Origin of the sequence: Kitasatospora sp. NPDC101155 (assembly GCF_044768305.1) — a bacterium.
GTDB lineage: Bacteria > Actinomycetota > Actinomycetes > Streptomycetales > Streptomycetaceae > Kitasatospora.
This window is the reverse complement of sequence record NZ_JBIWPN010000003.1, coordinates 169,301-181,899: the sequence shown is the minus strand read 5'-3', so window position 1 is coordinate 181,899 and position 12,599 is coordinate 169,301. Positions and strand designations below refer to the sequence as shown.

Below are 12,599 nucleotides of genomic sequence, written 5' to 3'. Positions count from 1 at the left end.
GGCAAGGAGCCGGGGCGGGGCCGCGACAGACAGCCCCCCCCCGGCACGGGCGGGCAAACCGGGCGTCCCGCCGCGCCGAAGACCCCCGGCCGCGACTGCCCGGGGCGCGGACCACCCACCAGGACTGCCCCGGCCTGAACCGCCAAGGAGCCGGGGCGGGCAGTCGATCGACTGCCCGCCCCGGCTTCTGGCGTCCTACGCTGTCGTCGAGCGGCTCAGAAGCCGCCGGTCTGCTCGTCCCGGCGGCGCTGCCAGCGCTGTTCCACGCGGTCCATCATCCCGGCCTTGCGGCGCGGGGCGGCGGCCTGACGGGGGCCGGAGCCCTGGCCCGCGGGCCCGCGGCGCCAGCCGGTCACGGCGAACACCGCGCACCCGAGCATCACCAGGAAGCCCACGACGCTGACCCAGATCTGGTCCGGAACGACCATGCCGCCCATCAGCAGGCCGATCCCCACCACGAAGCCGGCGATGGCCAGATAGACCCGCCGACGGGTGTAGGTGCGCAGCCCGGTTCCCTCAAGCGCTGTCGCGAATTTGGGATCTTCGGCATACAGCGCTCGCTCCATCTGGTCGAGCAGTCGCTGCTCGTGCTCCGAGAGCGGCACGGAGTCCTCCTACTCGTCGGTCGCGGGTGCGACCGGTCCGCCACCCCGGTCGGGGAGGCAAGTCCAATCAGCCTTGGGCACACGGTCGGACGCCTGTGCGGGGGGACCCGGCCCGTGTCGTCCATATGCCCCACGCATCCGGCTGTCATGCTTTCCGGCTTTACCCAGATCATACGGTCCGTGAGCCCGTTACGGGGTGGTCTGCGCCGCGTGGGACGGGCCACTTCGACCGGGCGGGGCCGCACCCGTCTCAACGCGGGACGGCTCGGACAAGTGCCCGATGCGGTGGAATCGGCCCGGAGCCGGGGACGATTCGCGAGCGCACCGGGGCGAGGCGCAGGAGACCGGCACCCGTCCGGGAAGCGAACCGCCGCCGCACGGTCTGCGAACCGTACGGCGGCGGGCGGGCCCCCGGGCTCGGACCGAGGGCCCGGCGGAGGCTCGGCAAGGGCTCAGGCCAGGGTGGCCAGCAGGTGCAGCTGGGTGGCGACGGCGTGGAAGGCGGGCTGCGCGGCGGCGGCCTCCTCCAGCTTCAGCAGCGCCTCCATCGCGCCCGGCTCGGTGTCCACCAGCACGCCGGGCACCAGATCGGCGAAGACCCGGACGCCGTGCACCGACTCGACCCGCAGGCCCGCGCCCTCGGCCAGTCGGCCGAGCTCCTCGCCGGTGAAGCGGCGCGGCATCGGGTCCTGCTCGCCCCAGCGGCCGTCGACGGCGGAGAGCACCGTCCGGGCCTCGTTGAAGTGGCCGGCCAGCGCGCGGGCCAGGACGGCGCCGTTGCGGTTGGCGGCCAGCAGGCTGACCAGGCCGCCCTTGCGCAGGGTGGCGGCCAGACTGCCGAGCGACTCGGCCGGGTCGTCCACGACCTCCAGCACGCCGTGGCAGAGCACCGCGTCCACGGTGCCGGGGGCGACCAGCTCGGGCAGCGTCTGGGTGTCGCCCTGGACGGCGCGCACCAGGTCCGTCACGCCGGCCTCGGCGGCCCGGCGCTCCAGCGCGAACAGCGCGTCCGGGCTCGGGTCGACCACGGTGACCCGGTGACCGAGCTTGGCCACCGGCACGGCGAAGTTGCCGGTGCCGCCGCCGGTGTCGACCACGTCGAGCACCGGCTGGTCCAGCTCGGCCGCCCGCTTCTCCAGGGCTGCCCGCACCACCTCCCACACCACGGCGGTACGCAGGGCACTGCGGGGACGCGTCGGGTACAAGGTCGGGCTCCTTGGCACGTGCAGTTCGATCAGGATGCCTCCACCTTAAGCGTCTCTGATCGGCTAAGGGATCCCGAGCTTTCCTCGGGTTCCGGTGGCCGCACATGGCGGCCACATGGCCGATCGTCTTCGCGCCCTGGTGCCGAAACCTGTGGTTTTGGTCCGCGTGGCGCGTCCCTCCGGACGCTGGCCGACCACCGAGTAACTCGCCATGGCCGGGGAGGGTGCCCGACGTCGCCTGGGCGCCGGGCGTGCGCTTACACTCTGCCACTGGATCGCTACGTTTGGCTAATCAAGTCGGTGAGCCTGGCGGGTGGCCGCGCCGTTCACGGCCGGGGGCTCGTCGTCGTCCAGTGGGAGCCGGGGGGCGGGCGGGGTCGGATGGAGGCCGAGCAGGCGCTCGACCAGACGCAGGAACAGGGCGGAGTTGCGGATCAGGTCGTCGGCGTCGCGGGCCGAGGCGGCGCCCCGGATCCCGGCCTCGGCGGCGGCCCGGCGGCGGGCGCCGGCGCCGTAGTAGAGCGCCCACTCGGCGAGTTCGGGGGCCACCTCGGGCAGCACCTCCCAGGCGCTGCGGATGGCCTTGCGCCTTCGCGGGCTCTTCTCCGGCCGCCCGCGCACGGCCAGCACGGCCGCCACCGTGCGCAGCGCGGCCAGGTGGGCGGTGGCGTAGCGCTCCAGCGAGTCCTCCAGCGCGCGGGCGCGGGCGAGGGTGCGATGGGCGTCGGCGAGCAGGTCGAGGGCGGCGGGCGGCGCGGCCGTCCGGTGCAGCACGGGATGGACGTCCCGCCCGGCGGGGCGTCCCCCGGAGGACCCCGGGGATCCTGGGAAGCCCGGGGAGTGCGGCAGGGCGGTGGAGTGGAGGCGGGCGGTGACGGGCTCAGGACGGCTGATGGTCATGGTCTCCCCCGTTCCGAGGCAGCGCGCGGACCGGGTGGTCCGTGCTCCCCCATCGTGAACGGCACCACTGACAATCCTCACCCGGTCGGCGTACCGGCGGCGGGCGCGGGCCCTCCCCCGTGCCGCGCCGCCGCCGTGTGCCGTCGCTCCGCCGTCCCCCCACCGGGAGGCGGGGCGCGATTCCCCCCTCGGTGGCCGGTCTCCCCCCGGCCCGCTCCGCCGCCCCGTGTCGGCGGTGCGGGGTCCGTGACCGGCACCTGTGCGGACTCCGCCGCCGCCCCGGGCCCTCCCGGCCGGGGGGACGGACGGATCCGCCACCCGGGCGGTCCGGCGCCCGACGCGCCGCCCCTCCCGGGTGCCACTACTCTCCCGTCCCGGCAGGTCGGAGGCCATCCGCTGACGTACTCAACCCTGGATCTGAGTATCCGTACTCAGTCCGCCGTCCTCCGCCCGGTCCGGAACCGCGGCGGTGGGCCGCGACGTCCCGGGTCCCGGTACGGTACGCGGGGCCGGAGCTGCCCGGCCGGGGTTTCTCGAATCCCGGGACTGCGAGGAGGGGGACGCGATGACGATCCTGCCGCTGATCTTCACCAGCGGTCTGGCCAGCGGCATCAACGCGTACGCGGTGGTGCTGCTGCTCGGTCTGCTGGGCCGCTTCGCCGACGCCCAGTCGGTGCCGCACGCGCTGGAGCGCACCGATGTGCTGATCGCGGCGGCGGTGCTGTTCCTGCTCGAAGCGGTGGCGGACAAGATCCCGTACGTGGACACCGTCTGGGACGCCGTGCACACGGTGATCCGGCCGATCGCGGGCGCCGTGGTGGGCGTGCTGATCGCGAGCACCGACCCGGGCTCGCTCAGCGAGGTCGCGGCCGGCGCGATGGGCGGGACCACGGCGCTGGTCAGCCACCTGGTGAAGGCCTCGCTGCGGATGGCCGTCAACACCTCGCCCGAGCCGGCCAGCAACATCGTGGTCAGCCTGCTGGAGGACCTCTCGGTGGCCGGCCTGGTCATCCTGGCGATCTTCCACCCCTGGCTGGCGGCCTCGATCGCCGCCGTGCTCCTGGCCGTCGGCCTGCTGCTGGTCTGGCTGGCGATCAGCAGGATCCGTGCCTTCCGGGCCCGCCGCCGCGCACGCAGGGCCGCCCGGGCGGCCGGAGCGGCCGCCGGGGCGGGTGAGCTCTCCCGACAGGCCTAGGATCGGGTGCCATGGCAAAGATCGTCATCATCGGTGCAGGAATGAGCGGGCTCGCGGCGGCCTCCCGGCTGGCGACCCTCGGCCACCGGGTGACGGTCTGCGAGGCGGGCGGCACGTACGGCGGCATGGTCGGCCGCTACGAGCGCGACGGCTTCGCCTTCGACACCGGGCCCGGCCTGCTCACGCTCCCCGCCGTCTACCGCGACCTCGCGCTGAAGACCGGCAAGGAGCCGCTGGAGCAGCTGGTCGAACTGGCGCCGGTGGACCCGGAGAGCCGGCACCTGTTCCCCGACGGCACCGCCGTCACCCTGCCCAACGCCTCGCGCGGTGGCGTCAGCCAGGCCCTGGACGCCGCCTTCGGCGAGGGCTCCGGCGCCCGCTGGAGCGAGGTGATGAACCGCGGCCGCGCGGTCTGGGAGGCCACCCGCCGCCCGCTGCTGGAAGAGCCCCTCCCGGCCGACCCGGCGCCGCTGCGCACCGACCCGTACCCCGTCCCGCCGCGCACCGGCCTGGCCCGGCTGCGCAAGCCCGTCGCGTGGACCCTCGACACCGTGGCCCGGCGGCAGCTCGGCGGCCACCCCGGCCTGACCGCCCTGCTGGGCGAGCCCGCGCTGCGCCACGGCCTGCCGCCCGGGCAAGCCCCGGCCGGGGCCGCCGTGCTGGCGTACATGGAGCAGTCCTTCGGCGTCTGGTACGTCAAGGGCGGCCTGCGTGCCCTCGCGGACGCGGTGTACCGGCGCTGTGAGTCGCGCAAGGTCGAGTTCCGCTTCGACACGCCCGTCACCCGGGTGGTCGTCGAGGAGGGCCGGGCGCGCGGCGTCGAGACGGCGGACGGCCGGATCGACGCCGACCTGGTGGTCTCCGCGATGGACACGGCCGCCCTGTTCCGGCAGGGCCTGGCCGACTGGCCGGGGCTGCGGCCCGAGCACTGGGAGCCGGTCGAGGTGCCTGGCCGGTTCAGCGTGCTGCTGGCCCTGCGCGGCCCCCGCCCCGAGGGCACCGTGCACCGGACGGTGGTGCACGCGGCCGACCCGGCCGCCGAGGGGAACGCCCTCAGCCTCTCCGAGCCGCCCTGCGAGCGCCCCACCGTGCAGGTGCTCCGCCCGGACGACCCGGCGCTACGCCCCGACGACGCGCACGAGAGCGTGGTGCTGACCGCGACCGTCCCGGCCCAGGATGACGTCGACTGGACCGCGCCCGGCTTCGCCGACCGCTACGCCGACCGACTGCTCGCCCACGTCGACGCGGCCGGTCTGGGCCTGCGCGAACGGATGCTGTGGCGGGTCGTACGCACCCCGGAGGACACCCGCCGGGAGACCGGCGCGCTGTTCGGCGCGGTCGCCCAACCCGTGCTCGCCGGTTCGCTCCCGCCGTACTCCGGCCTGAAGGCCGCCAACGAGTCCCCCGTCCCCGGCCTCTACCTGATCGGCGGCGGCGCCCACCCCGGCGGCGGGCTCGCCCGCGTCGGCATGTCGGCCTGCATCACCGCCGGCCTGATCGGCCCGGCCTGAGCCCGGGCTCAGCCCTGCTGCCAGGTGTTCTGCTGCTGGTAGCCGTAGTTCTGGTCGTACGCCGGCTGCTGCGGGATGCCCTGGGTCTGGTGGTCGGGCTGGGGCTGCCACTGCTGCTGGTCGTGCTGGTGCTGCTGGGCGTTCGGGTCCCAGGCCGACTGCTGGTGCTGCTGCTGGTAGTTGCCCGCGTACGGGTCCTGCGGCTGCTGCTGGTAGTTGCCGTACGGGTCCTGCTGCTGGGCGTAGCCGCCGTAGGGCTGCTGGTCGTAGGCGTAGGCGGGCTGCTGCTGGGTCTGCCACTGCTGCTGGTCGTAGCCGGACTGGTAGGCCGCGGCGTACGGGTCCTGGGGCTGCTGCTGGGCCTGCTGCTGCTCGTAGTACCCGGGGGCGTAGACGCCGTCCTGGCTCAGCTCCTGCATCTCGAAGGCGGCGGTCTGCTCGACCTCCGGGACGTCCTCGGTGACCGACACCTCAACCGGGGCCGAGGCTGGGGCCGGGGTCTCCTCGACCGCGCTGACCTCGCCGACCAGGTCCTCGGTCGCCGCGACGGCCGCGACCGCCGCCGCGCCGCCGGTGAGGGCGCCGAGCAGCGGCACCTTGGCGAGCGGGCCGGGCAGGCTGCCGTCGGCCTTCCGCAGGGACCAGCCGTTCCGGTAGCCGCGCTTGACCGACAGGGTGACGAAGGCCTGGCCCACCGCGAACAGTCCGGCGCCGGCACCGATCACCACGACCGAGCCGAGGGACATCCCGGCGACGACGCCGAGGAACCCGACCAGGGCGAGCACCCTCCAGTGCAGCGGCGCCCGGTTCTGCAGCAGGACCTCGGCGATCAGCCAGAGCGCCACCACCACCAACGCGACGTACAGCAGCAGGAATCCGATGCCCATCCGCGCGCTACCTCCAGTCGCGTGCCCGCGCGCGCCGCGCGTGTGCGGCGACTGTACCGGTTCAACGGCCGGGGTACCGCATCGCGTTCCCGCCGCCGACGGCACCGGCCGCACACGACCGGGCCCGCCACCGTCGAGACGGTGACGGGCCCGTGAACACCCGCCCAAGAACGCGCCTGACCGACGTGCCACGCCCTACCGGCAGTGCAACCCCAGGTTCTGGTAGATCTCCAGCGTCGCCGTCGAGTGGTTGAGCGTGATGAAGTGCAGGCCGGGAGCGCCCTCGGCGAGCAGGCGCTCGGCCATCGCGGTGGCGTGTTCCATGCCGATCGCCCGCAGCGCCGCCGGGTCGTCGACGGCCGCCCGCAGCCGGGCCTCCAGCTCCGCCGGGAAGGCCGAGCCGCTGAGCTGCGGGAAGCGCTCCAGCTGCTTGGCGTTGGTCACCGGCATGATCTCCGGGATGATCGGCGTCTCGCAGCCCGCGGCGGTCACCCGGTCGCGGAAGCGCAGGTAGTCGTCCACCTCGAAGAACATCTGGGTGATCGCGTAGTCCGCGCCGGAGCGGATCTTCGCGACGAAGTGCCGGATGTCCTCGTCCCAGTCGTCCGAGCGCGGGTGCCGGTTCGGCGAGGCCGCGACTCCGACGCAGAAGTCGCCGATGCCCTTGATCAGCTCCACCAGCTCGTACGCGTAGGTGACACCGTCCGGGTGCCGGATCCAGTCGCCCATCGGGTCGCCGGGCGGGTCGCCGCGGACCGCGAGGATGTTCCGCACCCCCTGGTCGGCGTACTGGCCGATGATGTTGCGCAGCTCGGCGACCGAGTGGTCCACCGCGGTCAGGTGGGCGACCGGCGTGAGCGTGGTCTCGGTGGCGATCCGGCCGACCATGTTGACGGTGCGCTCGCGGGAGGAGCCGCCGGCGCCGTACGTCATGCAGACGAAGTTGGGGTCCAGCGGTTCGAGCCGGCGGATGGCGTCCCAGAGCTTCTGCTCGCCGACCTCGCTGCGGGGCGGCATGAACTCGAAGGAGAAGGAGCGCTTTCCGGCCGCCAGGAGCTCGCGGACCGTCTGCGCGCGATCCGGTCTCGTGGAAGCGATGCCGAGTGCCATGCTGGCAGGTTATCCGGCGGTCGAAGGGGCCGGGCAACTCGATCCCACGATGCGGGACAATAGGTGGACCCCCTGCGCTTGCCTCCCGGGCGCCCCCGGGATCCCGCTCGCACGCCCGTTCCCGGCTCCCCCGCTACGCTTGCTGCACCCCAGCGAACCAGCGGAGCATCATCGTGACCTCGTCCAGCAACCGGCCGGCCAACCCCATTGACGTGGAGGACGTCCGCACGCGCGTCAACGCCGCCCTCGCCGCGTTCATGGACGGTCAGTCCGCGCTGCTCGGCAAGATCTCGCCGCAGCTGGTACCCGCCTCCGACGCGCTGCGCGACTTCCTGCTGGACGGCGGCAAGCGGCTGCGCCCGGCCTTCTGCTACTGGGGCTGGCGCGGCGCCGGCGGCCCGGCCGCCGGTGAGGGGATCGCCAACGCGGCGGCCGCGCTGGAGCTGCTGCAGGCCAGCGCCCTGGTGCACGACGACCTGATGGACCGCAGCGACACCCGCCGCGGCCTGCCCTCCGTCCACCGCCGCTTCGAGGCCCTGCACCGGGACAGCGGCTGGCGCGGCGACCGCGAGCAGTACGGCACCTCGGCCGCGGTGCTGCTCGGCGACCTGCTGCTGATCTGGTGCGACGAGCTGTTCCTGCGCTCCGGACTGGACCCGGCCGCCGTGCTGGCCGCCAAGCCGGTGTTCGACCTGATGCGCACCGAGGTCATGGTCGGCCAGTACCTGGACGTGCTGGAGCCGGTTGCCGGCGACTCGACCGACGAGGGCGCGCTGGACCGCGCGCAGACCGTCCTGCACTACAAGTCGGCGAAGTACACGATCGAGCGACCGCTGCAGGTCGGCGCCCTGCTCGCCGGGGCCGGACCGGAGCTGGTCGAGGCGTTCGGGGCGTTCGGGCTGCCGCTGGGCGAGGCCTTCCAGCTGCGGGACGACCTGCTCGGGGTCTTCGGGGACCCGGCCGTCACCGGCAAGCCGGCCGGGGACGACCTGCGCGAGGGCAAGCGCACCCTGCTGGTCGCGCACGCGATGCGCGCCCTGCCGCCCGCCGACGCCCGGCACCTGGACGCCCGGCTCGGCGCACCGGACCTGGCCGCCGAGGAGGTCGTCGAGCTGCGCGAGCTGGTCGCCCGCAGCGGCGCGCCCGAGCTGGTGGAGCGCCGGATCGAGGAGCTGATGCGGCAGTCGCTGGCCGCGCTGGAGGCGGCGCCGCTCGCCGACGAGCGGGCCCGTACGGTGCTGCTGGCGCTGGCCGAGGCCGCCACCGTCCGCAAGTACTGACGGACGGCGACGGCCCCGGAGGCGGTCAGAGCGCCGCGCGCACCCGGCGGGACAGCTCGGCGGCGGCCGCCTGCGGGTCCTGCGCCGCGGTGATGGCCCGGACCACGACGATCCGGCGGGCCCCGGCGGCCAGCACCTCGTCCAGGTTGCCGAGGTCGATCCCGCCGATCGCGAACCACGGCTGGTCGGTCGACTGCTTCGCCGCGTACGACACCAGGCCGAGGCCCGGCGCCGGGCGGCCCGGCTTGGTCGGGGTCGGCCAGACCGGGCCGGTGCAGAAGTAGTCCACGCCCGGCTCGGCGACCGCCGCGTCCACCTCGGACTCGGCGTGGCAGGACCGTCCGATCAGCACGTCCTCACCGAGGATCGCCCGGGCGGCCGGCACCGGCAGGTCGTCCTGGCCGAGGTGCAGCACGTCCGGCCGGGCCGCGTGGGCGACGTCGGCGCGGTCGTTGACGGCCAGCAGCTTGCCGTGGCGGCGGCAGGCGTCGGCGAAGACCTCCAGGGCCGCCAGCTCCTGCTTGGCCTCCAGGCCCTTGTCGCGGAGCTGGACGATGTCCACGCCGCCGGCCAGCGCCGCGTCCAGGAACTCGGCGAGGTCGCCCTGCTCGCGGCGGGCGTCGGTGCACAGGTAGAGCCGGGCGTCGGCCAGGCGGGCACGCAGCGTGTCCGCCGCCATCAGATCAGCATCGCCTGGGCGCGACGCTTGACCTCGGTGCCGCGGTTCTCCCGCAGCGCCTGGATCGGGCTGCCGGGCAGCGACGGGTCCTCGGTGAAGAGCCACTCCAGGATCTCCACGTCGTTGTACCCGCAGTCGCGCAGCAGGTTCAGGGTGCCGGACAGGTGCTTGACCAGCCCCGGGCCGTCGATGAACGCCGCAGGAACCTGCAGCGACTTGTTGGGGCCGCGGCGGAGCGCGATCAGCTCACGCTTCTTGACCATGTCGCGGACCTCGGTGACCAGCACACCCCACTGCTCCGAGATGTCGGGGAGGTACATCCACTCGGGGACCAGGGCTTCAATCTTGCTTTCGATCTCGCTCACGCCACCAGACTGCCACCTCCGCGCCGTCCGGCGCTAAGCGGTGGCCCCCTTGAGCGGCACCGAGGGGTCCGCGGCGAGGGCCGGGTCCAGCACCGCCCCGCGCTCGATCAGCTTCCGCCCCTGGGTCAGGTCGCGCGGCCGGTCCACCGCCAGCAGCGCGCTCGGCACCCCGTCACGCAGCCAGAGCACCGACCAGGCCGCGTCCTGCGGGCTGCCGCGCCACAGCAGCTCGTCGCCCTCGGCGTGCCGGCCGGCGTACTGGACCATCCGGCCGAACTGCTCGGACCAGAAGTACGGCACCGGGTCGTACGGCGCGTCCGCCCCCAGCACGGCGGCGGCCGCGGCCTCGCCGGACTGCAGCGCGTGGTCCCAGTGCTGCACGGCCAGTCGGGCACCGGAGCGGGCCGACGGGTAGCTGACGCAGTCCCCGGCCGCGAAGACCCCGGGCAGGCTGGTGCGCAGCCGCTCGTCCACCAGGACCGCCCCGGCCGCGTCCAGCTCGACGCCCGAGCCGGCCAGCCAGCCGGTCGCGGGCCGGGCGCCGACGCCGACCACCACCTCGTCGGCGGGCAGGTGCGAGCCGTCCGCCAGCAGCACCGCGCCCGGCTCGACGGCGGCGACGCCGACCCCGCAGCGCAGCTCGACCCCGGCCTCGGCGTACCAGGCGGCCATCGCCGAGCCGACCCCGGTCGGCAGCGCGCCCGGCACCGGCGCCGGGCCGGCCTCCACCACGGTCACCTCGCAGCCGGCCTGCCGCGCGGCGGTGGACACCTCGGCGCCGATCCAGCCCGCGCCGACCAGGACCAGCCGCAGCCCGGGGCGCAGCAGCGCGCGCAGCGCCAGGGCGTCGTCCAGGGTGTGCAGCAGGTGGGCGCGCTCGGCGCCGGGCAGGGCGCGCGGAGTGGCGCCGGTGGCGATCACCAGCGAGTCGTACGGGAGGTCGCCGCCGTCGGTGTGCAGCACGCCCGGGGTGAGGCCGGTGGCGCGACGACCGGTGAGCAGCTCGATGCCGAGCTGCCCGTAGTCGATGTCCAGGGTGGTGGCGTCGGCCTTGCCGAGCAGCACGTCCTTGGAGAGCGGCGGCCGGTCGTACGGCGCGTGCGGCTCCTCGCCGACCAGGGTGATCCGCCCCCGCCAGCCGCCCTGCCGCAGCTTCAGGGCGCACTGCGCCCCGGCCAGCCCGGCCCCGACGACGACCACCTGATCCGTTCCGCTCAGCTCTGCCACGCCCGTCACTGTACTCAGCGCCGCGGCGGCACCCGGCGGCCGTCCGCCCTTCGGGCGGGCCCGGCGGCAACCATCCTGCTCACCCGTCCCACCCCTCACACGGCCCTTCGGCCGGGCCGACCCCCGGCGTTAAGGTGGGTGCACCACACGGGAGCCCGGCGTACCGGGCTGAGAGGCGGGCTGGCACGGCCCGCGACCGTCCGAACCTGATCCGGGTCATACCGGCGAAGGGAGAAGAGCAGCTTTGTCACGCTTGCCATCAGGCGACCGCGCCGACGTGCTGGTGATCGGCGGGGGCATCGTCGGCCTCGCCGTCGCGTGGCGCGCCGCGCAGCGCGGGCTGGGGAACGTGGTCGTGGTCGACCCCTCCCCCGGCGGCGGGGCGGCCGCGGTCGCGGCCGGGATGCTCGCCCCGGTCACCGAGCTGCAGTACGGCGAGGAGCCGCTGCTGCGCCTCGGCATGGCCTCGAACGAGCGGTACGCGGCCTTCGCCGCCGAACTCACCGAGGCGAGCGGCGGCGAGGACACCGGCTACCGCCGGTGCGGCACGATCGCCGTCGCACTGGACTCCGACGACCGCGAGGAACTGCGCGAACTGCACGCCTTCCACCAGCGGCTCGGTCTGGAGTCGAGCTGGCTGACCGGCCGGGAGGCCCGCAGGCTGGAGCCGATGCTGGCCCCCGGTGTGCGCGGCGGCCTGCACGTCGCGAACGACCACCAGGTGGATCCCCGGCGGCTGCTCACCGCACTGCTGCTGGCCGGTGAGCGCGCGGGCGTCGTCGGTCGGCGCGCCGAGGCCGTCGAGCTGCTCGTCGAGGACGGCCGCGCGGTCGGCGCCCGGCTCAGCACCGGGGAGACGGTGACCGCCGATCAGATCGTGCTCGCCGCCGGCCCGCACAGCCACCGGCTGCCCGGCCTGCCCGAGGGCGTGCTGCCCGCGATCCGCCCGGTGAAGGGACAGGTGCTGCGGCTCCGCATCCCGGACGCCCACCGGCCGTTCCTCTCCCGCAACGTCCGCGCGGTCGTGCGCGGGCAGCACCTGTACCTGGTGCCGCGCGAGAACGGCGAGCTGGTGATCGGCGCGACCACCGAGGAGCAGGGCTACGACACCACCGTCACCGCCGGCGGGGTGTACGAACTCCTCCGTGACGCCCACGAGTTGGTCCCCGGCATCACCGAACTCCCGCTGGTGGAGACCTCCGCCGGGCTGCGCCCCGGCTCGCCGGACAACGCCCCGCTGCTGGGCCCGACTTCGCTGCCCGGACTGGTCGCCGCCACCGGCCACTACCGCAACGGCGTGCTGCTCACCCCGGTGACCGCCGACCTGGTCGCCGAGTACCTGGCGACCGGCGAAGTCCCGGACCTCGCGGCGCCGTTCACGCCCGCCCGGTTCTCCCCCGACCACTCCACCACGAAGGCCTCCGCATGACCGAGATCGCCCTGACCGTCAACGGCGAGCCCCGCCGGACGCCCGCCGCCACGACCCTCGCCGAGCTGGTGGCCACCGTCAGCAAGGCCAACACGGGCGTCGCCGCAGCCGTCAACGAGGCTGTGGTGCCCCGTAGTTCGTGGTCCGACACGCCGCTGAACACCGGCGACCGGGTCGAGATCCTCACCGCTGTCCAGGGAGGCTGA

At 74.6% G+C, this 12,599-nt stretch carries 13 protein-coding genes and 1 riboswitch; of the genes, 5 read left to right on the top strand and 8 right to left on the bottom strand.

Features of this window, described 5'->3' with window-relative positions:
- Window positions 1-215: 215 nt before the first annotated feature.
- From ACIRYZ_RS05545 to ACIRYZ_RS05535, 3 genes are all read right to left on the bottom strand, one after another.
- Window positions 216-605 (bottom strand): DUF3040 domain-containing protein, encoded by a 390-nt coding sequence (locus ACIRYZ_RS05545; RefSeq protein ID WP_393026449.1) that lies wholly within the window; start codon window positions 603-605, stop codon window positions 216-218.
- 452 nt (window positions 606-1,057) lie between these two features.
- On the bottom strand, window positions 1,058-1,810 hold the full coding sequence (locus tag ACIRYZ_RS05540) for a methyltransferase domain-containing protein (protein WP_387623391.1): 753 nt from the start codon (window positions 1,808-1,810) through the stop codon (window positions 1,058-1,060).
- Between the two features lie 288 nt (window positions 1,811-2,098).
- A complete protein-coding gene (locus ACIRYZ_RS05535) occupies window positions 2,099-2,710 on the bottom strand; it encodes an SAV_6107 family HEPN domain-containing protein (RefSeq protein ID WP_402939909.1) in 612 nt (203 codons plus the stop codon).
- A 565-nt stretch (window positions 2,711-3,275) separates the two neighbouring features.
- Here ACIRYZ_RS05535 and ACIRYZ_RS05530 point away from each other — a divergent pair.
- Both ACIRYZ_RS05530 and ACIRYZ_RS05525 read left to right on the top strand, forming a co-directional pair.
- Window positions 3,276-3,905: a DUF4126 domain-containing protein gene (locus ACIRYZ_RS05530; protein ID WP_402939906.1), complete on the top strand. Its 630-nt coding sequence runs from the start codon at window positions 3,276-3,278 to the stop codon at window positions 3,903-3,905.
- A gap of 11 nt (window positions 3,906-3,916) precedes the next feature.
- Entirely contained in the window at window positions 3,917-5,416 is a 1,500-nt protein-coding gene (locus ACIRYZ_RS05525) for a phytoene desaturase family protein (RefSeq protein WP_402939903.1), read from the top strand.
- 8 nt (window positions 5,417-5,424) lie between these two features.
- On the opposite strand, the gene ACIRYZ_RS05520 is transcribed toward ACIRYZ_RS05525, so the two are convergent.
- Both ACIRYZ_RS05520 and metF read right to left on the bottom strand, forming a co-directional pair.
- Window positions 5,425-6,303, bottom strand: a complete 879-nt coding sequence (locus ACIRYZ_RS05520) for a hypothetical protein (protein ID WP_402939900.1) — start codon at window positions 6,301-6,303, stop codon at window positions 5,425-5,427.
- A 195-nt stretch (window positions 6,304-6,498) separates the two neighbouring features.
- A complete protein-coding gene (gene metF, locus ACIRYZ_RS05515) occupies window positions 6,499-7,413 on the bottom strand; it encodes a methylenetetrahydrofolate reductase [NAD(P)H] (RefSeq protein ID WP_402939897.1) in 915 nt (304 codons plus the stop codon).
- 173 nt (window positions 7,414-7,586) lie between these two features.
- Here metF and ACIRYZ_RS05510 point away from each other — a divergent pair, with 173 nt between their 5' ends.
- On the top strand, window positions 7,587-8,693 hold the full coding sequence (locus ACIRYZ_RS05510; RefSeq protein WP_402939894.1) for a polyprenyl synthetase family protein: 1,107 nt from the start codon (window positions 7,587-7,589) through the stop codon (window positions 8,691-8,693).
- A gap of 25 nt (window positions 8,694-8,718) precedes the next feature.
- On the opposite strand, the gene thiE is transcribed toward ACIRYZ_RS05510, so the two are convergent.
- The 3 genes from thiE to ACIRYZ_RS05495 are packed head-to-tail and all read right to left on the bottom strand — an operon-like array spanning window position 8,719 to window position 10,973.
- A complete protein-coding gene (gene thiE, locus ACIRYZ_RS05505; RefSeq protein ID WP_402939891.1) occupies window positions 8,719-9,372 on the bottom strand; it encodes a thiamine phosphate synthase in 654 nt (217 codons plus the stop codon).
- Complete coding sequence (locus ACIRYZ_RS05500; protein ID WP_402939888.1) at window positions 9,372-9,737, bottom strand: Rv2175c family DNA-binding protein; 366 nt, start codon at window positions 9,735-9,737, stop codon at window positions 9,372-9,374. The genes thiE and ACIRYZ_RS05500 overlap by 1 nt, the downstream gene beginning before the upstream one ends.
- 33 nt (window positions 9,738-9,770) lie before the next feature.
- Window positions 9,771-10,973 (bottom strand): NAD(P)/FAD-dependent oxidoreductase, encoded by a 1,203-nt coding sequence (locus tag ACIRYZ_RS05495; protein WP_402939885.1) that lies wholly within the window; start codon window positions 10,971-10,973, stop codon window positions 9,771-9,773.
- A gap of 128 nt (window positions 10,974-11,101) precedes the next feature.
- Window positions 11,102-11,214: riboswitch (TPP riboswitch) on the top strand.
- A 3-nt stretch (window positions 11,215-11,217) separates the two neighbouring features.
- On the opposite strand from ACIRYZ_RS05495, the gene thiO reads away from it, so the two are divergent.
- On the top strand, window positions 11,218-12,393 hold the full coding sequence (gene thiO, locus ACIRYZ_RS05490; RefSeq protein WP_402939883.1) for a glycine oxidase ThiO: 1,176 nt from the start codon (window positions 11,218-11,220) through the stop codon (window positions 12,391-12,393).
- A complete protein-coding gene (gene thiS / locus ACIRYZ_RS05485) occupies window positions 12,390-12,599 on the top strand; it encodes a sulfur carrier protein ThiS (RefSeq protein ID WP_393026397.1) in 210 nt (69 codons plus the stop codon). The genes thiO and thiS overlap by 4 nt, the downstream gene beginning before the upstream one ends.

Excerpts from the sequence above, each read along its gene's own strand:
- metF (WP_402939897.1), bottom strand. The coding sequence starts at position 7,413 with ATGGCACTCGGCATCGCTTCCACGAGACCGGATCGCGCGCAGACGGTC.
- thiS (WP_393026397.1), top strand. The coding sequence starts at position 12,390 with ATGACCGAGATCGCCCTGACCGTCAACGGCGAGCCCCGCCGGACGCCC.
- thiE (WP_402939891.1), bottom strand. The coding sequence starts at position 9,372 with ATGGCGGCGGACACGCTGCGTGCCCGCCTGGCCGACGCCCGGCTCTAC.
- ACIRYZ_RS05535 (WP_402939909.1), bottom strand. The coding sequence starts at position 2,710 with ATGACCATCAGCCGTCCTGAGCCCGTCACCGCCCGCCTCCACTCCACC.
- ACIRYZ_RS05525 (WP_402939903.1), top strand. The coding sequence starts at position 3,917 with ATGGCAAAGATCGTCATCATCGGTGCAGGAATGAGCGGGCTCGCGGCG.
- ACIRYZ_RS05520 (WP_402939900.1), bottom strand. The coding sequence starts at position 6,303 with ATGGGCATCGGATTCCTGCTGCTGTACGTCGCGTTGGTGGTGGTGGCG.
- ACIRYZ_RS05530 (WP_402939906.1), top strand. The coding sequence starts at position 3,276 with ATGACGATCCTGCCGCTGATCTTCACCAGCGGTCTGGCCAGCGGCATC.